Source organism: Hymenobacter daecheongensis DSM 21074, assembly GCF_900141805.1.
GTDB classification, from domain to species: domain Bacteria; phylum Bacteroidota; class Bacteroidia; order Cytophagales; family Hymenobacteraceae; genus Hymenobacter; species Hymenobacter daecheongensis.
Window position 1 is genome coordinate 96,987 of the sequence record NZ_FQYN01000008.1, and the last position, 24,304, is coordinate 121,290.

19 protein-coding genes are annotated in these 24,304 nt (G+C 60.2%); 7 read left to right on the top strand and 12 right to left on the bottom strand.

What is annotated here, in order from left to right; all coding sequences use genetic code 11:
* Positions 1–116: 116 nt before the first annotated feature.
* Complete coding sequence (locus BUB62_RS15300; RefSeq protein WP_073111559.1) at positions 117–1,658, bottom strand: alpha/beta hydrolase family protein; 1,542 nt, start codon at positions 1,656–1,658, stop codon at positions 117–119.
* A 159-nt stretch (positions 1,659–1,817) separates the two neighbouring features.
* Positions 1,818–2,813 carry a fasciclin domain-containing protein gene (locus BUB62_RS15305; RefSeq protein ID WP_073111561.1) on the bottom strand — a complete coding sequence of 332 codons (996 nt, stop codon included), beginning with the start codon at positions 2,811–2,813 and terminating at the stop codon, positions 1,818–1,820.
* A 233-nt stretch (positions 2,814–3,046) separates the two neighbouring features.
* Here BUB62_RS15305 and BUB62_RS15310 point away from each other — a divergent pair, with 233 nt between their 5' ends.
* Entirely contained in the window at positions 3,047–3,955 is a 909-nt protein-coding gene (locus BUB62_RS15310) for a hypothetical protein (RefSeq protein WP_073111563.1), read from the top strand.
* Between the two features lie 171 nt (positions 3,956–4,126).
* Here BUB62_RS15310 and BUB62_RS15315 read toward each other — a convergent pair whose 3' ends face one another.
* From BUB62_RS15315 to BUB62_RS15350, 9 genes are all read right to left on the bottom strand, one after another.
* Positions 4,127–5,071 carry an N-acetylornithine carbamoyltransferase gene (locus BUB62_RS15315; protein ID WP_073111565.1) on the bottom strand — a complete coding sequence of 315 codons (945 nt, stop codon included), beginning with the start codon at positions 5,069–5,071 and terminating at the stop codon, positions 4,127–4,129.
* Positions 5,072–5,408: 337 nt separating this feature from the next.
* Positions 5,409–5,780 (bottom strand): hypothetical protein, encoded by a 372-nt coding sequence (locus tag BUB62_RS15320; RefSeq protein ID WP_143164215.1) that lies wholly within the window; start codon positions 5,778–5,780, stop codon positions 5,409–5,411.
* A 19-nt stretch (positions 5,781–5,799) separates the two neighbouring features.
* A complete protein-coding gene (carB, locus tag BUB62_RS15325) occupies positions 5,800–9,033 on the bottom strand; it encodes a carbamoyl-phosphate synthase (glutamine-hydrolyzing) large subunit (protein ID WP_073111569.1) in 3,234 nt (1,077 codons plus the stop codon).
* Positions 9,034–9,122: 89 nt separating this feature from the next.
* Positions 9,123–9,662, bottom strand: coding sequence for a hypothetical protein (locus BUB62_RS19135; protein WP_143164216.1), 540 nt, complete (start codon positions 9,660–9,662; stop codon positions 9,123–9,125).
* 82 nt (positions 9,663–9,744) lie between these two features.
* Complete coding sequence (gene carA, locus BUB62_RS15330; RefSeq protein WP_073111571.1) at positions 9,745–10,824, bottom strand: glutamine-hydrolyzing carbamoyl-phosphate synthase small subunit; 1,080 nt, start codon at positions 10,822–10,824, stop codon at positions 9,745–9,747.
* A 111-nt stretch (positions 10,825–10,935) separates the two neighbouring features.
* On the bottom strand, positions 10,936–12,114 hold the full coding sequence (locus tag BUB62_RS15335) for an aspartate aminotransferase family protein (protein WP_073111573.1): 1,179 nt from the start codon (positions 12,112–12,114) through the stop codon (positions 10,936–10,938).
* Positions 12,114–13,148, bottom strand: coding sequence for an N-acetyl-gamma-glutamyl-phosphate reductase (gene argC, locus BUB62_RS15340; RefSeq protein ID WP_073111575.1), 1,035 nt, complete (start codon positions 13,146–13,148; stop codon positions 12,114–12,116). Before argC ends, BUB62_RS15335 begins: the two co-directional genes overlap by 1 nt.
* Positions 13,149–13,163: 15 nt before the next feature.
* Positions 13,164–14,378: an argininosuccinate synthase gene (argG, locus tag BUB62_RS15345; protein ID WP_073111577.1), complete on the bottom strand. Its 1,215-nt coding sequence runs from the start codon at positions 14,376–14,378 to the stop codon at positions 13,164–13,166.
* Positions 14,379–14,550: 172 nt separating this feature from the next.
* A complete protein-coding gene (locus tag BUB62_RS15350; protein ID WP_073111578.1) occupies positions 14,551–15,123 on the bottom strand; it encodes a GNAT family N-acetyltransferase in 573 nt (190 codons plus the stop codon).
* A gap of 596 nt (positions 15,124–15,719) precedes the next feature.
* Here BUB62_RS15350 and argB point away from each other — a divergent pair.
* The 3 genes from argB to argH all read left to right on the top strand — a co-directional run bounded on the left by argB (position 15,720) and on the right by argH (position 19,087).
* Positions 15,720–16,502 (top strand): acetylglutamate kinase, encoded by a 783-nt coding sequence (argB, locus tag BUB62_RS15355; RefSeq protein ID WP_073111580.1) that lies wholly within the window; start codon positions 15,720–15,722, stop codon positions 16,500–16,502.
* Positions 16,490–17,581, top strand: coding sequence for a M20 family metallo-hydrolase (locus BUB62_RS15360; RefSeq protein ID WP_073111582.1), 1,092 nt, complete (start codon positions 16,490–16,492; stop codon positions 17,579–17,581). The genes argB and BUB62_RS15360 overlap by 13 nt, the downstream gene beginning before the upstream one ends.
* 204 nt (positions 17,582–17,785) lie before the next feature.
* On the top strand, positions 17,786–19,087 hold the full coding sequence (gene argH / locus BUB62_RS15365; RefSeq protein WP_073111583.1) for an argininosuccinate lyase: 1,302 nt from the start codon (positions 17,786–17,788) through the stop codon (positions 19,085–19,087).
* A gap of 211 nt (positions 19,088–19,298) precedes the next feature.
* On the opposite strand, the gene BUB62_RS15370 is transcribed toward argH, so the two are convergent.
* Positions 19,299–20,702 carry a urate hydroxylase PuuD gene (locus BUB62_RS15370; RefSeq protein WP_200799939.1) on the bottom strand — a complete coding sequence of 468 codons (1,404 nt, stop codon included), beginning with the start codon at positions 20,700–20,702 and terminating at the stop codon, positions 19,299–19,301.
* Between the two features lie 219 nt (positions 20,703–20,921).
* Between BUB62_RS15370 and allB the strand changes: the two genes are divergently transcribed.
* Genes allB through allE form a run of 3 tightly spaced genes read left to right on the top strand, consistent with a single transcriptional unit; the run spans position 20,922 to position 24,277 of the window.
* Positions 20,922–22,256 (top strand): allantoinase AllB, encoded by a 1,335-nt coding sequence (gene allB, locus BUB62_RS15375; RefSeq protein ID WP_073111585.1) that lies wholly within the window; start codon positions 20,922–20,924, stop codon positions 22,254–22,256.
* A 4-nt stretch (positions 22,257–22,260) separates the two neighbouring features.
* Positions 22,261–23,523, top strand: coding sequence for an allantoate amidohydrolase (locus BUB62_RS15380; protein ID WP_073111587.1), 1,263 nt, complete (start codon positions 22,261–22,263; stop codon positions 23,521–23,523).
* A 4-nt stretch (positions 23,524–23,527) separates the two neighbouring features.
* On the top strand, positions 23,528–24,277 hold the full coding sequence (allE, locus tag BUB62_RS15385; protein ID WP_073111589.1) for a (S)-ureidoglycine aminohydrolase: 750 nt from the start codon (positions 23,528–23,530) through the stop codon (positions 24,275–24,277).
* The last annotated feature ends 27 nt before the right edge of the window (positions 24,278–24,304 follow it).

Genomic DNA, 24,304 nt, shown 5'->3' on the forward strand with positions numbered 1-24,304 from the left:
TGAGGAGCTGCGGTGGCTGCCCGCGCCAAAAGCAAAGCGGCCGGTCAGGGGCGGCAGAAGCACTGGAACGCTCCTGCCGCCCCTGACCGGCGGCTTTACCTATGCAGGCTACCTGGCTAGTTGGCTACCTGCTGACGAATAAAGTCGCGGATGGCTTCCTGGGCCAGGGGCGAAAAGTTGGGCTTGGGCTGGCCGCCCACAAGGGGCCACTCCTGCGCCGGGGCCTGAAACAAATGATTGACCCCAACCAGCTTACGAACCAGCACGCGCTTGTTCGTGCGCAGGCCTTTTTCCAGCAGGGCCAGGTTGGGCAGGCCCACCTGCGCGTCCAGGGTGCCATTGAGCAGCAGCACGGGGCACTGCACTTTCAGCAGGGCCGGCTGCGGGTCAAACTCCAGGAAGTACCGATACCAAGGCGTGGTCATCTGGGCGGCGCTGGTGCGGGCTACGGCCTGATCGAGGCCGGGGGTGTATTGCTGGAGCATATTGGCCACAATGGCCTGCGCCTGGGAATTGTCGGCGGTCTGGCGAATGATTTCGAGCATGGCTCGCTGCTGCTTCATCAGCTGCTCCATCTGCTTTTTCTCTTCAGCCCGCTGCTGCATGCGCTGCTGGGCCAGAAAGGTTTCGACCTGAGCCACGTTGGCCCCGTCGGCCCGCATTTTGGCGGCCTCGCGGCGCACATCGGCCGAGAGCTGCTGCTGGGCACCAGCCACCGCGCCCTTAGTCGTGTCGGCAGCCGTGGCGAGGCCGGCTTCGGCCTGGCGCTGCACCAACTGCTCGCGGCCCACCACCCCGGAGGCGGCCAGCGCAATAACGAAAGCGGGCGGCAGGGGCTGCGCGGCGGCCAGCAAGGCCACATTGCCCCCTTCGCCGTGCCCGATGAGACCGAGGCGGCTAAAGTCGATGAGCGGGCGGGTGCGCAGGAAGTTCAGGCCAGCCTGGGCATCTTTCACCAGGTCGGCGGTGGTAGTGCTGGTGGGGTCGCCGCCCGACTGGCCCACGCCGCGGTCGTCGAGGCGCAGCACGGCGGTGCCCTGACGGGTGAGGTAGTCGGCCAGCTCGCCGAACATGCGGTAGGAGCCGAAGGTAGCGTCGCGGTCCTGCGGGCCGATGTCGGAGAGCAGCACCACGGCCGGAAACGGGCCGGCCCCGGCCGGAATGCTCAGCGTACCGTTCAGGCGAGTATTGTCCTGCAAATTTGACATCGTGACTTCCTCAACGCGGTAGGGCGGCGGAAATTTGAAGTTCTTCGGGTCAACCTTGGGCGCTACAAAAAAGGCGAGCGTGACGGGCGTTTTGTAGCCCGGCTGCTGCCAGATGCCCTGCAGCTCTTTGCCATCGGCGGAGCGCTGGCCCACAAACTGGCAGCCCACCTGCTGGGCATCAAAAATCAGCGTATCGCCGCGCTGCTGCACCTCCATGGGCGAGCGGACGATGCGCTGCATGGGCACATCGAGGGTGGCAAACCGATTGCCGCCGGCCAGCTCCGTAACGGAAATAACGATGGGCAAACTACCGCCAGGCACCGTCAGGGCACCTTTCCATTGGCCTTCCAGATTGATTTTGCCCGCCGGCTGCTCCTGCGCCACCACCAGCAGCGGCAGACACAATAACATGAACCAGCCGCTTATAAAGCCAGTAAAAACTTTTTTCATGCTTAAAAGTAGTTAAACCCTCCGCCATCTGCCAGCACCCGGCCGGGGTGGCGGCTATGGCGGGGGTAAAATACTTCTATAAAGCCAGTATTCCACTATTCGCGCCCCCGGCCGGCCACCGAAATTGGGGAAATTCAACTTGACTGATGCCCGACCCGCCTAGGGCAGCAGCACCTGATCGATGACGTGCACGATGCCGTTGGTGCATTGCACGTCCGGTATCACCATGTTGGCGGGGGTAGCGTTGCCGTTGCCTTTCACGGTCAGCAGGCCGTCGGTGAAGGGGCCGGTGGTGGCGGGGGCCCCGCCGAACGACGGCAGCGCGGTTTTTTCCGGCAGCTCGGAGGTGAATTTGTCGCCGATCAGTACGTGGTTGGTCAGCACAGCGCTGAGGGTGCTCAGGCCGATTTTGTCGGCAATCTTGCTCACGTCGGCGGGCTTATCGAGCTGGAGGCCCAGCTGCTGGCCTAGGTTGCGGAATGCCTGATCGGTGGGCGCAAAGACGGTGAACTGCGGGCTACCGGGGCTTTTGGTGAGGGCCCCGGTGAGGCCGCACAGCTGCAGAGCGGCCACCAGATACGTCAGCTCGGGCTGCACAAACACCTTGGCCGTGCTCAGCGCCACGGCCGACTGCACCACATCGGCCCCGGTGGCCAGCAGCACTTTATCCACGGCGTGAATGGTGCCGTTGGAGGCCCGCACGTCGGTGGCGATGATGCGGGAGCCGTTTACGTACTGATTGCCGCCGCGGCTTACGAAGCGCCGCGTGGGCCCGAAAGCCGAAGCCGACACGGTGCCCGGCTGCAGCGCCGAGCCCGCCAGGGTGCCGCCGGCCACGTGGTAGAGCAGCGTTTGGGTGAGGAAAGGCTGGTAGAGAGCCGTCAGATCGAGGGCAGTGCGCAGGCCCAGGCGGGCGAAAGCGGCATTGTTGGGGGCAAAAACCGTGTAGTTGCCCTGCGGGTCGCTCGGGTTTTTATTTGAGAGCACCGCTACCACGCCGCCGCGGATAGCGGCATCTTCCAGCTGCTGAAAATCGGGGTTGGCCACGGTAATACCGGCAATGGACTGATCGGGCTCCTGGCTTTTTTCGCAGCCAGCGAGCAGCAGGGAGGTCACGGCAAGGCCGGCGAACCACTTGGGTACGAGGTATTTCATGTGCAATAGGGTAATAGGGCGGAAAAACTCAGAGCGGGCAAAAAGCGAAGCCACGGATGGCTGCGGCCACCTACGAAAGAAAAACCCGGCCGGATTGCGGCCGGCTGCAATCCGCTGTCGGTGTCGGCTTCGTAGGTGCCATCGCACGCAAAGCTGAACAATTCCGGGGTCGTTAGGTTTTTGCCCCACTCCGCAAGTAGCAGCAGCTTGATTTTGCCTCACTCCACGCCCCTATGCAACACGCTTACCGTTTCCCATTTTTTTTCGCATTGGCCACGCTGGCCGCCGCCCCCACCCAGGCCCAGAGCCTGCTCAGCGGCTTTATGGCCGGTAAAGGCAATGGCTCGGTGGTGCTGAGTGGCACCGCTGAAAAGTATCAGAGCGTATTTATCCCCGACCGCAAAGTGTCGTCGGTGCCGCTGTTCCGGCGCGCGCAGATCAGCTCGCTGAGCGTGTATGTAAACTACGGCATCAGCGATAAAATAGACCTAGTGGTGACGGTGCCCTACATTCACTCGGAAGGCAGCGCCGATGAGCTGGTGCTGGCCGACCTACGTCAGAACAACGCCGGCAAGGATTTCACCAACGCCCGCGGCGGCCTGCAGGACGTATCGGGCTACCTGAAGTTCAAACCGTATTCGCGGGAAGTCGGCAACAACATCCTGGATTTGCTCGGGGCTGTGGGCGTGAGCACACCGGCCAGCAACTACCAGACCGGCCAGGGTGCCGAATATATCATTGCCATCGGCAACCGCGCCACCAAGGTGACGACCATGGGTATCGCGCAGCTCAAAACGCCCTCCGGCGTGTTTTTCACCAACCAGGCCGGCTACAGCCTGCGCTCGGGCCGAGTGCCCAATGCCTTCGTGGCCGAAAGCAAAATAGGCTACGCGGGCCGCAAGCTCTACGCCGATGGCTACGTGGCTTTCCAGCAGTCGAGCAAGAAAGGCACCGACATCGTGCAGGAGGGCTTCGACTTCTTCTTCCCCGCCACCCGCGTAAACTACACCCGCATCGGGCTGAATCTGTACCGACCTATCGCGCAGGGCTTTGGCGTGGTAGCCGGGGCCAGCGCTTACGTAGCCGGCCGCAACCTGGGCAAGTCCACCGCCATTTCCGGTGGCGCTTCCTACAATTTCTAGAAAACTACAAGACTAGCTCCCCTCCTTTTTTCAAGGAGGGGTTGGGGGTGGTTGGCTAGGGCTAAAAAGTCGCCTGATGATTTTCTAGCCCTAGCCGTCGTTCAACGATTGAACCACCCCCAACCCCTCCTTGAAAAAAGGAGGGGAGCTAATTCTTTAGCTTCCATAGTTCTAGCTCAGCAACTCGTGCAGCACGGTTTGCATCGAAAATACACGGTTGCCGGCCTCGGGAATAATGAGCGAGTTGGGCGAGTCTAGCACGGCATCCGATACTTCCACGTTGCGGCGGATGGGCAGGCAGTGCAGCAGCCGGGCGTTGTTGGTGCGGGCCATGTGGGCGGTGTCCACCATCCAAGCGGGGTCTTGGCTCAGCACCTGGCCATAGTCGTGGTAGCTGCTCCAGTTTTTGGCGTAGATGAAGTCGGCGCCCTCGAAGGCTTTCTGCTGATCGTATTCGATGCGGGCTCCTTTGGTAAACCGCTCGTTCAGCTCGTAGCCCTTAGGGTGGGTGATGACGAAATCGACCCAGCTGACTTCCGAAAACCAATCGGCGAAGGAATTGGGCACGCATTGCGGCAATGCCCGTACGTGCGGGGCCCAGGTGAGCACCACTTTCACCCGCTCGGCTTGCTTGTACTCGGCCACCGTAATCAGGTCGGCGAAGCTTTGCAGCGGGTGCAGGGTGGCGCTTTCCAAGCTGATGACTGGTACTGTAGCGTATTGCAGAATCTTGTTGAATACGACTTCGCCGTAGTCCTCGGCCTTGTCCTTGAGGGTGGGGAAGGTGCGCACGCCCAGCACGTCGCAGTACTGGCTCATCACCGCGATGGCGTCCTTGATGTGCTCCTGGGTGCCGCCGTTCATTACCGCGCCATCTGCCATTTCCAGGGTCCAGGAGTCGGCCCCGGCGTTGAGCACCCAGGCTTGCGCGCCCAGGTTGTAGGCCGCCTTCACCGAACTGAGCCGGGTGCGCAGGCTGGGGTTGAAGAATATCAGCCCGACGGTTGTGTTGCGCCCGATGTGCTGGTAGCCGTAGGGGTTGGCCTTGATTTCCAGGGCTTGCTGCAACAGGGCTTTGTAGTCGCCCGCATCGGCGAAGGAGGTGAAGTTTTTCATTTTGTAGGCGATTTTGCCTGTGATTTATACTTGATAACAAACTCTTGAGCGTCCCTCAGATTTTCTGGATACTCAACATATTGCTCAATGCGGTTTAAGTGACCGGGCGTTGTGTTACGCTCAACTAAGTGCTGGTATGGAAATCCATTTTTAATCAAGAATTCTACCGTCTCCCATTTAGCGGATTCGTTCTTCTTGGGCGGACGGAACCTGTGCGGCAATTGAATCATGGGAACTCCACACATCGTGCATATTACTTCACGAATGCCTTCATAAGGTACGTTAAAGGCTTTGCGGCAACTCAGACAAACGTTCTTGTAGCCCATGATTAAGAAATCTATTTCTTCTTTAGCAGGTGCTTTGCGTATTCCTGATAAATCATTCCACTAGCGACAAACTTCTCCGCAGAAGCGCCATAATTCTCAATAGCAAAAGCAACTACAGCTTCTATAGAGTCGAAAAGATGCGTGGTACCACACGGCTCATTCTCTGGGTCAATTACACTGAATTCGTGGACGTCGTGAAACTCCTCGTCGCCTTCATCGAATGACTCGAAATAAGTTACGCCAAATTGACCTTCTTCTTTCGCTACAGATATCCACCTAATGACTGTGTAATCAGCTTCATTGTAATGGGAAAGCCATTGTTCAACTTCCTTTCCAAGATGAACACGTGCAATCAATTCCTGAGGCGAAGGATATGAGGCCATTCTGCTTGTCAATCAACGATTACATCGCCTTATACTCGTTCCAGCTCTTAATCTTTAAATCCTTCATATCCAACGTACAGAAGGCTTGGATAAACGCCTTCGCCAGCCGCGCATTCGTCAGCAAACCAACCCCGAAATCCACAGCCGTGCGGCGGATTTTGTAGTCGTTATCCAATTCGCCTTTCGACAGGTTTTTGGGGATGTTGATGACCAGGTCGATTTTCTTCTCCTTCAGATACGTCAGCACGTTGGGCTCCTGCATCTCATCGGGCCAGTAGAGCAGGCTCGAGGGCACGCCGTTTTCGGCGAAGAAACGGTGCGTGCCCTGGGTGGCGTAAATCTGGTAGCCGCGTTTCACGAGCAGCTGGGTGGCAGAAAGCAGGGCCACTTTCGACAGGATGGGGCCGCCGGAAATGAGCACCGATTTCTGGGGGATTTTGTAACCCACGCTCAGCATCGATTTCAGCAGGGCTTCCTCGGCGGTGTCGCCCAGGCAGCCCACTTCGCCGGTGCTCACCATGTCCACGCGCATCACCGGGTCGGCGCCGGGCAGGCGTGTGAAGGAGAACTGCGGGGCCTTCACGCCCACGAAGGGAAGGTCATAGACTCGCTCGCTTTCGTCGCGCTCCACGGGGCGGCCCAGTAGGATTTGCGTGGCCTTTTTGATGAGGTTGTTGCCCGAGATTTTCGACACGAAGGGAAAGCTGCGCGAGGCGCGCAGGTTGCACTCAATTACGCGGATGGCCCCGTCTTTTTCCAAGAATTGGATGTTGAAGGGGCCGCTGATTTCGTAGCGCCGGGCAATTTTCTCAGCGATGATTTTGAGCTTGCGGATGGTGCCCACGTACACCTGCTGCGGCGGGTAGTACATCGTCGCGTCGCCGGAGTGCACGCCCGCAAACTCCACGTGCTCGGAAATGGCGTAGCTCACGATGTCGCCGTGGTCGGCCACCGCATCCAGCTCAATTTCCTTGGCTTCCTGGATGAATTCCGACACCACCACCGGGTATTCGGCGCTCACCTCGACGGCCGTTTTCAGAAATTCTTCCAGCTCGAAGTTGTTGGACACCACGTTCATGGCCGCGCCCGACAGCACGTAGCTCGGCCGGATGAGCACCGGGAAACCGACTTCGCGCACGAATTCCTGCATGGCGGCCAGCGAGGTCAGCTCCTTCCAGCGCGGCTGGCCGATGCCCAGCTCGTCCATGATGCTGCTGAACTTGTGGCGGTTCTCGGCCTCGTCGATGCGGGCCGGCGCGGTGCCCAGAATGGGCGCGTGGGCGTCGGCCAGGCGGGTGGCGAGGTTGTTCGGAATCTGGCCGCCGGTGCTCAGAATCACGCCGCCGGGCTGCTCAAAGTCCAGGATGTCCATCACCCGCTCGAAGCTCAGCTCCTCGAAGTAGAGCCGGTCCGACACGTCGTAGTCGGTCGAAACGGTTTCGGGGTTGTAGTTGATGATGATGGTTTTGTAGCCCTCGGCCGCCGCCGTTTGCACGGCCTGCACGCCGCACCAGTCAAACTCCACCGACGAGCCGATGCGGTACACGCCCGAGCCCAGCACCACCACCGACTGCGCGGTTTCGCGCGCCAGGTCGTTTTCGGTGCCGTGGTAAGTGGTGTAGAGGTAGTTGGTTTTGGCCGGGAACTCGGCCGCCAGCGTATCAATCTGCTTCACCACGGGCAACACGCCCAGGGCCTTGCGGCGGGCGCGCACCCGCAGCTCGTCGGCCTTCACGTCGCCTTCGCCCAGCAGCTGCACGGCAATCTGCTGATCGGAGAAACCGGCTTTCTTCACGTCGCGCAGCAGCTTGGTTTCCAGTCCGTCCACGCCCACGCTACGGCCGGCGGCTAGCTGTTTGCCCAACTCGAAAATGGTGGACAAACGCTGTAAAAACCAGTGGTCAATCTTGGTCAACTCGTGCACCTGCTCCAGCGTGTAGCCGGCCTCAAACGCGCTATTGATGGCGAAGATGCGCTCCTCGTTGGGCTCGCTCAGGAGCTGGTCGATTTCGGCGTGGTCGAGGTCGTCCTCGGGGCGGTTGGCCACGAAGCCGCGCTTGCCGGTGTCCAGCATCCGCAGGCCTTTCTGAATGGCTTCCTCGAAGGATTTGCCGATGGCCATGACCTCGCCCACGCTCTTCATGGCGCTGCCAATCTGGCGGTTCACGCCCGCAAACTTGCCCAGGTCCCAGCGCGGCAGCTTCACCACCACGTAGTCGAGGGCCGGCTCGAAGAAGGCCGAGGTGGTCTGCGTTACGCTGTTTTTCAGCTCGGCCAGCGAATAGCCCAGGCTCAGCTTGGCGGCCACGAAGGCCAGCGGATATCCCGTCGCCTTGGAGGCCAGCGCCGAGGAGCGCGACAGGCGCGCGTTCACCTCAATCACGCGGTAATCCTCCGAAACAGGGTCCAGCGCGTACTGAATGTTGCACTCGCCCACGATGCCCAGGTGGCGAATGGTCTTGATGCCGATGCTGCGCAGCTTGTGGTACTCGCGGTTGCTGAGCGTCTGCGACGGAGCCACCACGATGCTCTCACCGGTGTGAATGCCGATGGGGTCGAAGTTCTCCATGTTGCAGACCGTGATGCAGTTATCATAGGCATCGCGCACCACTTCGTACTCCACTTCCTTCCAGCCCTTCAGCGATTCTTCCACCAGAATCTGGTCGGACGTAGTGAAGGATTTTTGGGCCAACGTCCGCAGCTCGTCCAGGTTGCCCGCGAAGCCGCTGCCCAGCCCGCCCAGCGCAAACGCCGCCCGCACGATGATGGGAAAGCCGATTTTCTCGGCTGCGGCCAACGCATCATCCATGTTGGTTACGGCCACGCTGCGGGCCGAGAGCACGCCAATCTGCTCCAGCTTCTCCTTGAAGATGTCCCGGTCCTCGGTGTCGATGATGCTCTGCACGGGCGTGCCCAGCACCTGCACGTGGTACTTCTCGAACACGCCGGCGCGGTACAGGGCCACGGCGCAATTCAGCGCCGTCTGGCCGCCAAAGGCTACCAGAATGCCATCGGGCTGCTCCTTTTTGATGACTTCTTCCACAAAAAAGGGCGTCACGGGCAGGAAGTACACGTCGTCGGCCATGTGGTCCGACGTTTGCACGGTGGCAATGTTGGGGTTGATGAGGATGGTGCGGATGCCTTCCTCCTTCAGCGCCTTGAGGGCCTGCGAGCCGGAATAATCGAACTCCCCGGCCTCGCCGATTTTGAGGGCACCGGAACCGAGGATGAGAACTTTGTTGGGTTTGTTCATTAGGTCGTGTGTGTGCAAACAGAACGTCATGCTGAGCGGAGCGCAGCGAAGTCGAAACATCTCTACTGCTTCGTTGCAAAATCAGTAAGTCAAGAACGTTGCTTGCGGAAGCAAATACCCTGAAGGTGTAAAGTGTCAGACTTGAATACAACTTCACAGGTCGCGTCGTAGTCACAGTCGAGCACGGCAACATTCCAAGGGGTAGTTTGGCCTACAGCATAAAGCGACGTGTAAGGCAATAGGGCGCTGGGTAACGTAATGGCAGAATCAAAAAAACAAGTCAGTCCCTTCAGTTTCAATGGAGCTTTAGTGTCATCATCGCATGTAAAGGCAATTCCATTCCAAGGAATTTCAGCCTCTTGCTCTATGGATATAATTTCTGCTAATACTAATTCTGCTCCATCCACAGACCGGTAAAAGGCGAAGTTGCCGGTTTCAGTGTTGAAGAATCGGTGTGCAGCATCAAACTCGAATAGCAGCGTATGACCAATGCTTTGGACTACGTCCCAATAAAGCGTTTGCTCATATTCTGTACCACGCCAAGCATTAGCCTCTGTTAGTGAGCAAATGCCAACGGGTGCGCCCGAAGTTTCGCAGTAAGCGAGCAGCTGACATAACTGTGTTTTCATGTGCGCGTCCGAATTCAAACTCGTTTAACGAAGCGAGCAAGATGCTTCGCTGCGCTCTGCATGACGTTCTTTTCCAATCGTTCTATTTAGCCGCTTTATACTCCACCACCGCTTTCAAAAAATCATCAAACAGAAACTCTGTATCCTGCGGGCCGCCAGCAGCTTCGGGGTGAAACTGCGTTGAAAAAAACGGCTTGGTTTTGTGCTTGATGCCTTCACAAGTGCCGTCGTTCAAATTTTCAAACAACATTGTCCAATCAGCCGGTAGCGTTTCGGTGTCGACTGCGAAGCCGTGGTTTTGGCTGGTGATGTAGCAATGCTGGGTGCCGGTGAGCTTCACGGGCTGGTTGTGGCTGCGGTGGCCGTATTTCAGCTTGAAGGTGTCGCCGCCGCAGGCAAGGCCCATGAGCTGGCTGCCCAGGCAGATGCCGAAAATCGGCTTGTCCTGTTGCAGGGCTTTTTTCAGATGTGCGATGGTCGGCTCGCACATTTTGGGGTCGCCGGGGCCGTTGCTCAGGAACAGGCCGTCGTAGTCGAGGGTCGTGAAATCGTAGTCCCAGGGTACCCGAATCAACTCCACGTCGCGCTCCAGGAAGCAGCGGATGATGTTGGTTTTGGTGCCGCAGTCCACGAGCACGATTTTGTGCTGGCCGTGGCCGTAGTGCTGCACGCCGGCCGGGCTCACCTGGGCCACCAGGTTGTCGAGGTTGGGGTCGTGCAGGGGCACGTCGGTTTCGGCCACGATTTTGCCCAGCATGGCGCCTTTCTCACGCAGCTTCTTGGTGAGCATGCGGGTGTCGACGCCGAAAATGCCGGGGATGTTATACTCCTTGAGCCAGTCGCCGAGGCTTTTGGCGGCGTTCCAGTGGCTGTGCTCCTCGGAGTAGTAGTTCACCACCAGCCCGGCAATGTGAATTTTGTCGGACTCGAAAATCTTCGAAATCGACTCGTACAGCTCCTCACCGGGCACGCCGTAGTTGCCCACCATGGGGTAGGTGAGCACCAGAATCTGGCCGGCGAAGGACGGGTCGGTGAGGTTTTCGGGGTAGCCGGTCATGGCCGTGCTGAACACCACTTCGCCCGCAGCGGAGGTAAAGGCGCCGAAGGATTCGCCCTGGATGGAGGTGCCGTCTTCGAGGGTTAGGGTTACTGTTTGATTCATACTATTGGCCTCACCCCCTAGCCCCCTCTCCGGAGGAGAGGGGAGACTAGTTCCTAGTTTTAAGGCTAGAAAGTTTGGCTGGTGGTGAGGCGTAAAGAGGTGAGCTAGAAACTACTTTTTTAGAACTAGTTCCCCCTCCCCCCCGGAGAGGGGGCTAGGGGGTGAGGCGACCGTCAGCGCATACAACGCCCCCAAAAACCGGTCAACTTCCGCCTTCGTGATATTCAGCGGCGGCAGCAGCCGCAGTACCGTGGGGTCAGAGGCGTTGCCCACGAAAATGTGGTGTTCGGCGAGCAGCTTGTCGCGCACGTCCTTGATGGGGAAGTCGTACTTGATGCCCACCATCAGGCCGCGGCCGCGGATTTCTTCGGCCCCGGCGTGGGCCAGCAGTTCGGTGCGGAGGTAGTTGCCCAGCTCGGTGGCGTGGGCCAGCAGGTTTTCGTCTTCGATGACTTCGAGCACGGCCAGGGCGGCGGCGCAGGCCAGGTGGTTGCCGCCGAAAGTGGTGCCCAGTAAGCCGTAGGAAGCTTTCAGCTCCGGCGCAATCAGGATGCCGCCGATGGGAAAGCCATTGCCCATGCCCTTGGCCACAGAAATGATGTCGGGCCGGATGCCGGCGTGCTGGTGCGCGAAAAACCTCCCGCTGCGGCCGTAGCCGCTCTGCACCTCGTCGGCAATTAGGATAGCGCCGTACTGCTGGCACAGCGCCGCCAGGCCTTGCAGGAACTCGTCGGAAGGCATGATGATGCCGCCCACGCCCTGAATCGGCTCGATGATTACGGCGCACACGTCACCTCCTTGTAGCGTGGTTTCTACTGCTGCCAGGTCGTATTCCAAGAAGCTAATGGCGTGGCCTGCGTTGAAGGGGGCCACGATTTTGGGGTTGTCGGTCGCTGCCACCGCGCCCGAGGTACGGCCGTGAAACGCGCCTTTGAACGCCACCACGCGGGTTTTGCCGGTGTGGAAGGAGGCCAGCTTCAGGGCATTCTCGTTGGCCTCGGCCCCGGAGTTGCACAGAAACAGCGCGTAATCGTCGTAGCCCGACACCTGGCCCAGCTTGTGCGCCAGCTGCGTCTGAATCGGAATCTGCACCGAGTTGGAGTAGAAGCCGATGTTCTGCAGCTGCTCGGTGAGGCGCTGCACGTAGTGCGGGTGGCTGTGGCCGATGGAAATAACGGCGTGGCCGCCGTAGAAATCCAGGTATTCCTGGCCCTGGTCGTCCCACAGCTTCGCGCCGAGCGCCCGCACGGGCGTGATGTTGACGAGGGGATAAACGTTGAAAAGCTCCATTAGAAAAGCACCGATTTGAGGTTGAGTCCCGTCGTTTCCGGCAGGCCAAAAAGGAGGTTCATATTCTGCACGGCCTGACCGGAAGCGCCTTTCACCAGGTTATCAATTACCGAAGTGATGAGCAGCTGCTTGCCCTGTTTCTGGACGTGCAGCAGGCACTTGTTGGTGTTGACGACCTGCTTCAAGTGGATTTCCGATTCCGACACCGTGGTAAATGGCGCATTAGCATAGAACTTCCAGTACAGCGCCCGCGCCTCGTCCTGCGTCAAATCCGAGGGCGTGTAGACGCTGGCGAAGATGCCCCGCGCGAAATTGCCTCGGTACGGGATGAAATGAATGTCCACGTCCAGCGGCGTTTGTAGCTGGGCCAGGCTCTCCCCGATTTCGCCCAAATGCTGGTGCGTAAAAGGTTTGTAGATGGACACATTATTCGTGCGCCAGGAGAAATGCACCGTTTCCGACAGGCTCTGCCCCGCGCCCGTGCTGCCCGTAATGGCCGAAACGTGCACGTCATCCGTGAGCTTGCCGGCCTGGGCCAGCGGTAGCAGGGCCAGTTGAATGGCCGTGGCGAAGCAGCCCGGATTGGCAATGCTCTGCGCCTGCTCGATGCGGCTTTTGTTCAGCTCCGGCAGACCGTACACGAACTCGCGGCCCGTAAACTCCGCATCGGCGGCCAAGCGGAAGTCATTGCTCAGGTCAATAACGTGGGTGGTTTCGGGCAGCGGGTTTTTCTTCAGCCACGCCCGGGAATTGCCGTGGCCCAGGCACAGAAACACCACGTCTTCATCCCCGGCCAAATCTGACGAAAATCGCAGCTCCGTCTCCCCCACCAGGTCGTCGTGCACCTTGTAAATCGGGTTGCCGGCATTGGAAGAACTCACAATACCGCCCAGCTCCACAAATTCGTGGTGCAGCAGAATGCGCAGCAGCTCCCCGGCCGTGTAGCCGGCCCCGCCGACGATGCCGGCCTTCACCCCTCCCCCGGCCCCTCCCCAAAAGGGAGGGGTGCCAGACGTATTTTCGTTTGTAGTCATACGTTGCGTGGTAACCTAAGCCCCTCCCTTTTGGGGAGGAGTTGGGGAGGGGTTAAAGGAAGAATGAATCTTCAACTGGTTGCTGAAAATCTTGATGAAGCCCTTCGCGTCGCGGCCGTCCCAGGCGTCGTTTTCCTCGCCGTAGGTAGCCACCTTCGACTGCATCATATCGAACGGCGACTCCACGCCCAGCAGCTCAAACTGATACGATTTCAGGGTCACGAACACCGTGCCCGACACCCGCTCCTGCGACGACTCCAGGAAGGCCTCGAAGTCGCGCATCACCGGGTCGAGGTACTGGGCCTCGTGCAGCAGCGTGCCGTACCAGTTGGCCACGTAGTCCTTGTGCAGCAGCTGCCAGCGGCTCGACGTATGCTTTTCCAGCAGATGGTGGGCCTTGAGCAGAATCAGCGGGGCCGGGGCCTCGAAACCCACGCGGCCCTTGATGCCCAGAATCGTGTCGCCCACGTGCGTGTCGCGGCCAATGGCGTACTGGCCGGCCAGCTCGTTGAGGGCCTGAATCAGCGCCACCGGGTTCATGGTTTCGCCATTCAGCGCTACTGGCTCGCCTTTTTCGAAGGTAATTTCGATACTCACCGGCTCCGTGGCGCTGAGCTGGGTCGGGTACGCCGATTCGGGCAGGGCTTGGTGCGAAGTCAGCGTTTCGACGCCGCCCACGCTGGTGCCCCAGATGCCCTTGTTGATGGAGTATTTGGCCTTTTCCCAGCTCATCTCGAAGCCATGCTGGTTGAGGAAGTCGATTTCGGCCTGGCGGGAAAGCTTCAGGTCACGAATGGGCGTGATGATTTCCGTGTTGGGGGCAATGACTGAGAAAGCCACGTCGAAGCGCACCTGGTCGTTGCCGGCGCCGGTGCTGCCGTGGGCAATGTAGTCGGCCCGGTGCTCGCGGGCGTACTCGGCCAGCGCCAGGCTCTGGAACATGCGCTCCGCGCTGACACTCAGCGGATACGTGTCGTTTTTGAGGATATTGCCGAAAATGAGGTAGCGCAGGCACTGCTGGTAGAAACGCTCGGTCACGTCAATCACTTCGTGGCGGGTCGAGCCCAGCTCGTAGGCCCGCTGCTCGATGGCGGCCAGCTCTTCCTCGGAAAAGCCGCCGGAGTTGACGATAACCGTGTGTACTTCCAGACCCAGCTCGCGGGTCAGGTACACCGCGCAGAAGGACGTATCCAATCCGCCGCTGTACGCTAAAACTACCTTCTTTTTCATGGTTTGAGGGGATATTAGAACGTCGTCAGGACGTTAGCAGCACGTCATTCCGAGCGCAGCCGAGGAATCTCGCCCGCTCCGTTAGCTTACCAATCCTGCGTCAGCACGCGAGATTCCTCGGCTGCGCTCGGAATGACGTTCTACCGACGTTCTGGTTTTTTCGTGCCAGATACTAAGAATGCTCCTGGCTCAGTATTTCAATGGTTTGCTGGCTGAACTGGTCATCGAGCTTGTCGTAGACCATGCCGGTGCACAGGCACATCTTGCGCTGGTTTTCCTGCAGAATCGGGTAGTTCTTGCAGCCCATGCAGCCCTTCCAGAAGTCGTCGGATTGCGTCAAATCGGGGAAGGCAACTGGCCGGTAGCCCAGCTCGCTGTTGATCTTCATGACAGCCCCGCTGGTGGTGATACCGAATATTTTGGCCGCCGGATACTTCGTGCGCGACAGCTCAAACACGCGGTGCTTGATGGCGCGGCCCAGCCCTTCCTTGCGCAGCTCGGTATTCACAACCAGCCCCGAATTCACCACAAACTTGGCGTCTTCGAAGGTTTCGATATAGCAGAAGCCGGCCAGCTGCTCATCAACAAAAGCAATAATGGCGTCGCCGCGCTCCATCTTCTTTTTCAGATAGTTAGGGTCGCGCTTGGCAATGCCGACGCCGCGCGATTTGGCCGATTCCTCGTACCACTGACAAAGGGTTTCCACGTACTGCACATCGGCAACCGTAGCGACTCGTAATAGCATGGTCAAAGCGGGGTTAGCTGCCTGCAGATGCGGCAACGGACTCGGAAAGACGAAGGGCAGGGAGCGCCGCGGGTGGGCGAAGCAGCGCGGCAACCGGCGCACGACGGGCCGGTTTGGGGAAGGGAAACCCAGAAAAAAGCGGGCTTGGCGGATCAAGCCGGCGCGGGGGCCGGCAAAGTCACACGATAAGAATTACACTCGGACTCGGGCCAGTTATTCGTAAAAGTTCTCTTCAGTGGGGTTGGTTATTGGGGAACCCCGCGCCGGTTTTCAGAGGAGCAAGCCGGCGAAGTATTGCAGCCAGCGCTTACGCTGGCATAATTCGCACAACCAGCAGTGGTCGTCGCAGAAGCGCAATAGAGGAGAGACGAATCATGACAAGGGCCGCGGGGCGGCAAAGGGAGTGTTTCGCGCTTTAAATCGTTTAAACCGCTAAATCGTTGCAAAACTAGAGTAATTTTTTCGGAAACTTTGCCGCGTCGGCGCTAAAAAAATGCCGCAACATTGGCCGGGGCTCCGGCCGTTGGCGCTGTCCCTTTTGGCAAAATCGGCCCTGTTTGACCTCTGCGCCCTCCATTTTCCCCTCCTCTGCTGGTATGAGCGAAGTCCTGAAAATTTTCAAAATCGGCGGTGCCATCATCGACGATGCCGCCCAGCTGGGTCGCTTCCTCACGGAGCTGGCGCGGGTTTCGGGGGCCAAAATCTTGGTGCACGGCGGCGGCAAAGGTGCCAGCCAGATGCTGCAAAATCTGGGTATTAAGCCGCAACTGGTGCAGGGCCGCCGCATCACCGACGCGGCCACGCTGGGCATTGTGACTATGTTTTACGCCGGCAAAACCAACAAGCAGATCGTAGCGCTGCTGCAGCAACTCGGCGTGAATGCGCTGGGCCTGAGCGGGGCCGACGGCAACGTAATCCGGGCCACGCGGCGGCCGGTGCAGGACATCGACTACGGCTTTGTGGGGGATGTGAGCGAGGCGGGCGTAAATGCCGCGCTGCTCGGCCAGTTTCTGCAAAGCGGCCTCACGCCCGTGTTTTGCGCCATCACCCACGACGGGCAGGGCCAACTGCTCAACACCAACGCCGACACCATTGCCAGCGTGCTGGCCCGGGCCCTAGCGGCGGCCTACGCGGTGGAGCTGCATTTCTGCTTCGAAAAGGACGGCGTGCTGGCCGATGTGAACGATGAAACCTCCGTCATTCCGCAGATTACGCCCGAGTTGTACCAGCGCCTGAAAGCCAGCGGGGCCATTGCCGCCGGCATGGTGCCCAAGCTCGATAACGCCTTTGCCGCCCTGGCCGCCGGGGTCGAAAAAGTGGTGATTGAAAACGCGCTGCGCCTCAACGAACCCGTGAAAACTGTGCTATGCCGGAGCTAATCGACAAGCTGACCGCCGACGCTATTCAGCTGCTCACGGAGCTGATTCAGACGCCCTCGTTTTCGCGGGCCGAAGACCAGACGGCAGAGCTGATTTTCCGGTTTCTGACCTTCCACGGCGCCCAGCCCCGGCGCGATAAAAACAACGTGTGGGCGCAGAATCGGCACTTCGATGCCCGCAAGCCCACCATCCTGCTCAACTCCCACCACGACACCGTGCAGCCCGGCGCGACCTGGACGTATGACCCGTTCGGGGCGGTGGTGGAAGGCGACAAGCTCACCGGTCTGGGCAGCAACGATGCGGGGGCTTCGGCCGTGAGTCTGTTGGCCACGTTCCTGTACTTTCACGAGCGTACGGACCTGGCCTACAACCTGATCTGCGCCATCACGGCCGAGGAGGAAGTGTCGGGAGCCGATGGTATTCGTCGCCTGCTGCCGCTGCTGCCCGAAGTGGCGCTGGGCATCATGGGCGAGCCGACGCAGATGGACCTCGCCATTGCCGAAAAAGGCCTGGTGGTGCTCGACTGCGTAGCCCACGGCCGCACCGGCCACGCCGCCCGCGACGAGGGCGAAAACGCCCTCTACAAAGCCGTGGCTGACATTCAGTGGCTGCAGCAATACCAGTTTCCGGCCGTATCGGAGCTGCTGGGGCCGGTGAAGCTGACGGTGACGCAGATTCAGGCCGGTAACCAGCACAACGTGGTGCCGGACCGCTGCCAGTTTGTGGTGGATGTGCGCACCAATGAGCTGTATTCCAATGCTGAGGTGGTCCGGATTGTGCAGGCGCACGTACAGGCCGAGGTCACGCCGCGCTCCACCCACCTGAACTCGTCGCGCATCAGCCCCGAGCACCCGCTGGTACGCAGAGCCGTGGCGCTGGGGCACCGCCCCTTCGGCTCGGCCACGCTCTCCGACCAGAGCATGATGCCGTTCGACACGGTCAAAATCGGGCCCGGCGACTCGGCCCGCTCCCACACTCCGGACGAGTACATTCTGCTCAGCGAGGTGCGGGCGGGCATTGACGGATACATTAACCTGCTGGAAGGGCTAAAGCTTGGAAACCAGAAGATTAGAGGCTAGAAGCTAGTTCCCCTCCTTTTTTCAAGGAGGGGTGCCCGAAGGGCGGGGTGGTTGCTAGAGCTAGAAAGTCGTTGAACATCGGCTAAAGCTAGTAGTCGTTCAACGATTGAACCACCCCCAACCCCTCCTTGAAAAAAGGAGGGGAGCTAGATTTCTAGTCCCGTGGCGCATTTGCCGTACATCGAAAAACCACACTCCGCACGTATGAAAATCTGGGATAAGGGCATTGCCGTTGACCAAAAAATCGAGCAGTTCACCGTCGGTAAAGACCGGGAGCTGGACTTGTACCTGGCGCAGTTCGACGTGCAGGCTTCGAAAGCGCAGGCCAATATGCTGGCCGCGGCGGGCCTGATTTCCGGCCAGGAAAACCAGCAGCTGCAGCAGGGCCTCGCGGAGCTGGCCGCGCAGATCGAGGGCGGCACCTTCACCATCGAGTCGCAGTTTGAGGATGTGCATTCCAAAATCGAGGCCTACCTGACGGAGAAATTCGGCGACGCGGGTAAGAAAATCCACACCGCCCGCTCCCGCAACGACCAGGTGTTGACGGCCATTCAGCTGTTTTTGAAAGATTACACCGAGCGGGCCGCCGCCAAAATGCTGGCTTTGGCCGAAGTGCTGCTGCAGAAAGCCGAAGCCCATAAAACTGACCTGATGCCGGGCTACACCCACTTTCAGGCGGCCATGCCGAGCTCCTTCGGCCTGTGGTTTTCGGCCTACGCCGAGCACCTGCTGCTGGACCTGGCCCTGTTCGACGCCGCCCACACCGTGGCCGACCAGAATCCGCTGGGCTCGGGCGCAGGCTTCGGCTCGTCCTTCCCCATTGACAGGCAGATGACGACCCGGGAAATGGGGTTCGGCAGCCTGGCCGTGAGCAGCGTGGGGGCCCAGATGCTGCGCGGCAAAACCGAAAAAACCGTGGCCTTCGCCCTGGCCGGGGCCGCCGGTACGCTGGGCAAAATGGCCTACGACCTGGTGATGTACAACTCCCAGGATATGGCCTTCGTGGAGCTGCCCAAGGGGTTTACCACCGGCTCCAGCATTATGCCCCACAAGAAAAACCCCGACGTATTTGAGCTGATCCGGGCCCGCTGCAACACGCTCCAGGCGCTGCCCAACACGCTCATCTTGGCTACCAGCAACCTGCCCAGCGGCTACCACCGCGACTTTCAGATTCTGAAGGAGATGCTCTTCGAGCCCCTGGCCCAGTTTCTCGACATTCTGGACATGCTGCTTTTCGCCCTGCCCCAGCTGCGCATCAAGCCCGATCTGCTCAACCAGGCCAAGTACGACGCGGTGTTTTCGGTGGAGAATATCAACCAGCTCATCCAGACCGGCACGCCGTTTCGCACGGCGTATGTGGTAGTCGGGAAGGCGGTGGAAAATGGCTCCTACGTGCCTCACCGCGAGTTTTACACCACGCATTTGGGCAGCGTGCACAACCTGGGGCTGGCGGAGATTGAAGCCAAGATTCAGCGGCTGCGCGCGGCGGGTGGCGTGGTAAAGTAAACGGCGGCAACGCGTTCCGTCTGTCATCCTGAGCTTGCGAAGGACCTTCCTCTTCGCCACTGAAAAACGCCTTTCAATGCACAAAGCCCTTTACCAAGCGGATGGTAAAGGGCTTTGCTCATTTCAAAAGGCTTGTCACTTATTGGAGGAAGGTCCTTCGCTTTGCTCAGGATGACAGATGGAGGATGACAGACGGTTAGGTTCGCCCTCTCTACTTATTCTGCGCGCCCTGCTCAATCCAGCAGCGGATCAAGTCCCGCTCCTCCTGGGTCATGTTGGTTTTGTTGTTCTGGGGCATCGTTTTGGTCACCACCACGCGCTGCATGATCTTGTCTTTGAGGCGAATGATGTCTTCGGGCGTGTCATACTTCACGCCGTTGGGCGCTACTTTGAACACGTCGTCGGTGGGGCTGGAAGAGTGGCACTGCACGCACCGGCTTTGCACGATGCCCTGCACCTGGGCGATGCTCACGGGCTGGCAGGCGGCCGCGCCGGCGGCTTCGTTTTTCGGAGCCGTTACGAAGGCGACGGCCAGCAGAAACAGCGCCGAGGCGGGTAGCACCAGCGCGGTGGCCTGCTTCTTTTCGCGCAGGTTCATCCAGTGCTTCACCCCGGCCGTGCCCACCGAAATAGCCACCAGCACCAGCCACGGATAGGCGTGGCCGAAGGTGCTGGGAAAGTGGTTGCTGACCATCACGAACAGCACCGGCAAAGTAAAGTAGTTGTTGTGCAGGGAGCGGTTCAGGGCGTTTTTGGCCAGCTGCGGATTCAGCGGCTGGCCTTCGGTGGCGGCCTTCACCATGGCCTTCTGGGCCGGGATGATGACGAAAAACACGTTGGCCACCATGATGGTACCCAACATGGCCCCGAAATGAATGTAGGCCGCCCGCGCGCTGAACACGTGGCAGTAGAAGAACGCAAAAGCCGTCAGCAGCAAAGCGCCTACCACCATAAACCACCGCATTTTGGTCACGAGCGGGGTTTTGCACAGTCCGTCGTACACCAGCCAGGCGGCTACGAACGAGCCGATACCCAGGGCCACGCCGGCCAGCGGACTGAGGTCCAGAATCTGCGGGTCAATCAGCATGGAGCCCGCGTTGAAGTAGTACACCACGAACAGCAGGCTGAAGCCCGATAGCCAGGTGAAATAGGCCTCGTACTTGAACCAGTGCAGGTCGCGGGGAATCTGCTGGGGGGCCAACTTATACTTTTCGAGGTAATAGAAGCCGCCGCCGTGCACGGCCCAGAGGTTGCCGGCCAGCTCCTCGCGCACGTTGTGGGTGCGGTTCAGGGCATTTTCGAGAAACACGAAGTAGAACGAGGCCCCGATCCAGGCGATGCCGAAGGTGATGTGCATCAGGCGCACCACAATGTTCATCCACTCCAGCAGATGGCCTTCCCAGGGCGTGCCGCGCACCAGCACGTACGTCAGGCCCAGCAGGTAGGCCACGGCCAGCAAGATCAGGGCGTAGGAAAAGCCTTGCAGGGTGAGGCCGTTTTCGCCTACTTTGCCGCCCCCTTCGCGGGTTTTGGCCACGTGCTGCAGGGCATAGATAATGCCGAGCAGGAACAGGAATACCAGAAAAGCGGCACCAATGGTAAGCAGTCGAATCATGCGGAACGCGGGCAAAAGAGCGGCGCTAACCAGCGCGGACTCCGGGTTGGAAGAAAGTGGGTTTGCCGCAATTTATCCACCTTACCGCCGGAAGGTCGCCGGGCGCATCGGCGCGGGGCGGCTTTCCACTTTGCCCGGTCAGCCCGCGGCAACGAGCTTCCGTTGAGGAAAAAATCCGGGCGGCAACCACCCGAATCAGCCCCCAATTTACAGAGAAAAATGACAGACTTCGCCCTAAAAAGTCAGCGCGTTGTGACGCCCGACGGCACCCGCCCCGCCCTCGTGCTCATCGAAAACGGCCAAATCACCGACCTGCGCCCCATCGACGCGGCCGTGGAGTGCCCGGTTACCGACCTGGGAAATAAGGCCTTGCTGCCCGGCGTCATCGACCCGCACGTGCACATCAACGAGCCCGGCCGCACCAACTGGGAAGGCTTCGACACGGCCACCCGCGCCGCGCTGGCCGGCGGCCTCACCACCCTCGTGGACATGCCCCTGAACTCGGCCCCCGTGACAACTTCGGTGGCGAATTTTGAGCAGAAGCTGGCGGCCACCAAAGGCCAGCTGCACACCAACGTGGGCTTCTGGGGCGGCATCGTGCCCGGCAACGCGGCCGAAGTGGAGGGCCTGATTGGGCGCGGCGTGCTGGGCTTCAAAGCCTTTCTGACCCACTCCGGCATCGACGATTTTCCCAACGCCACGGAGGCCGACCTGCGGCAAATAATGCCCATTCTGGCCCGCCACGGCCTGCCGCTGCTGGTGCATTGCGAACTGACCACCGACGACGCCGAGTGGAAGCAGCGCGACCACCGCTCTTACCAAAACTATTTGGCCTCGCGCCCCAAACGCTGGGAAGACGACGCGGTGGCGCTGATGATCCGGCTCTGCGCCGAAACCAAGTGCCGCACCCATATCGTGCACCTTTCCTCCGCCGACTCGCTGGCCCAGATTGCCGCCGCCAAGGCCCAAGGCCTGCCGCTGACGGTGGAAACCGGCCAGCACTATCTGTTCTTCAATGCTGAGGATATTCGAGATGGCCAGACGCAGTTCAAGTGCGCCCCGCCCATCCGTGAGAAGACCAACAACGACCAGCTCTGGGCGGCGCTGCAATCCGGCCTCATCGACTTCGTGGCCACCGACCACTCCCCCGCCCCGCCCGCGCTCAAGCAGATTGAAAGCGGCGACTTCACCACCGCCTGGGGCGGCATTGCCTCGCTGCAGCTGGCCCTGCCCGTGCTCTGGACGGCCGCCGAAAAGCGCGGCGCTACGCTGAATGATTTGGCCAGATGGCTGAGCGAAAACCCGGCGAAGCTGGCCGGCCAAAGCCACCGCAAAGGCCGCATTGCCAAGGGCTACGATGCCGATTTGCTGGTGCTGGATCCGGAAAACAGTTTTCGCGTCACGGAAAGCCTGCTGCACCACAAACACAAAGTGTCGCCTTATCTTGGGCTCGAATTGCGGGGCGTGGTGGAGCAGACCTTCCTCGGCGGCCAGCTGGTGTATCAGCGCCCGGAATTCGTCCAACTCAATCAAGGCCAACTTTTAACCCGCTAACTGGGTGGAAAACTACATTGCCCGCGCCGAAAAAACTCTGGCCCGCATTCACGAATTAGCCGCCATCAGCGAAGATGCCGACGGTATCACGCGCACCTTCGGCACGCCGGCTTTTCTGCGCGGCAGCGCCTTGGTGCGCGGCTGGTTCGAGCAGGCCGGCCTCAGCACCCGCCTCGACAGCATCGGCAACGTGCGCGGCCGACTGGTGAGCCCCAATCCGGCGGCCAAAACCTTCGTCATTGCCTCCCACATCGATACGGTGGTGAATGCCGGCCGCTTCGACGGGCCGCTGGGCGTGCTGCTGGGGCTGGACCTGCTGGAAAACCTGCGCGAAGACCAGGCCGTGCTGCCGTTTCACGTCGAGCTGATTGCGTTCAGCGACGAGGAAGGCGTGCGGTTTCATACCACGTACCTGGGCAGCAAAGTCGTGGCCGGCTCCTTCGACCCCGACCTGCTGCCCAAAACCGATGCCGCCGGTATTTCCCTCGCTGAGGCCATAAAGACGATGGGCGGCAACCCCGCCACGCTGGCCGACGATGCTATTCCCGCCGACCAGTGGCTGGGCTACTTTGAGGCCCACATTGAGCAGGGGCCGGTGCTGTGGGAGCAGAATATTCCGGTGGCCCTGGTCACGGCCATTGCCGGGCAGCGCCGGGTCGAACTGACGTTCAAAGGCATGGCCGGCCACGCCGGCACCGTGCCGATGGACATGCGCCAGGATGCGCTGGCCGGGGCCGCCGAACTGGTGCTGGCCGTGGAAAAATTCGGCCTGACGCACAAGGCCGGGCTCGTGGCCACTGTGGGCAAGCTCGACGTGCGCCACGCGGCCAGCAACGTCATTGCCGGCGAAGTAACCTGCAGCCTCGACCTGCGCAGCGCCGACGCCACCCGCCTCGACGCAGCCTACGAAGCCCTCTACGCCCAGGCCGATGCCATTGCCACCCGCCGCCAGCTCAGCCTGCACTGGCACCTGGTGCAGCACACCGCGCCCGTGCTCTGCGACGCGGGCCTGAACGCGCTGCTCACTACCGCCATTGCCGACTGCGGCTACCCGGTGGTGCCGCTGGTGAGCGGCGCGGGCCACGATGCGGTGCCCGTTTCGACGGTGGCACCGGCCACTATGCTGTTTGTGCGCTGCTTTAAAGGCATCAGTCACAACCCCTTGGAAAACGCGGAGCTGCCCGACATTGCCGCCGCGCTGCAGGTGTCCGAGTGCTTTCTGAGCCTTCTTTTCAACCAGTACCAATCTTCTCTCTCCCGCCCGTAGCTTCATGGAAATATCTGCCCTTACCCGCTCTGTCGTCAAGCGCAACCACGCCATCATTGCCCCCGATGGCTATATCAACAGCAACGTGCCGGGCTGGACCAACTGCACGGTCAACGTCATTATCAACGAGCAGATGGGTGCGCGCCTGTGCCAGACGCTCGTGACGCTGCGGGCCGGCGGCCGGCTGGAAGGCCGCACCCAGGCCTCCCAGATCTTTTTTTACGTAGTGGAAGGCGAGTGCGAAGTCACCATCGGCGGAGTGCAGCAGAAACTGCTCACCCAGGGTCAGTTCGTGTACGTGCCCATCGAGCAGGAATATCAGTTCCGCAACCATTTCGAGGGCACCCGCATCCTGACCTTCCACAAGGTGTATGAGCCGCTGGCCGGCCAGGCGGTGCCCAACGTCATTTTCGGGGAGCGGGACCTTGCCAAAGCGCCCGTGTACATGAACGACGAGGCCCTGCGCATTCAGGAGCTGCTGCCCAATGAGTTGGGCTTCGATATGGCCGTCAACATCTTCACCTACAGCACCGGCGGCCACCTGCCGATGGTCGAGACCCACATCATGGAGCACGGCCTGATGTATCTGCAGGGCCAGGCCATCTACATGCTCGATAACGAGTGGTACCCCGTCAAGCAGGGCGACTCCATCTGGATGGCGCCCTACTGCCAGCAGTGGGCCACCGCCATGGGCCAGGAAAACTCGGTGTACATCTACTACAAAAACGTCAACCGCTTCCCGACGGCGATTTAATCACCTGTCATCCTGAGCTTGCGAAGG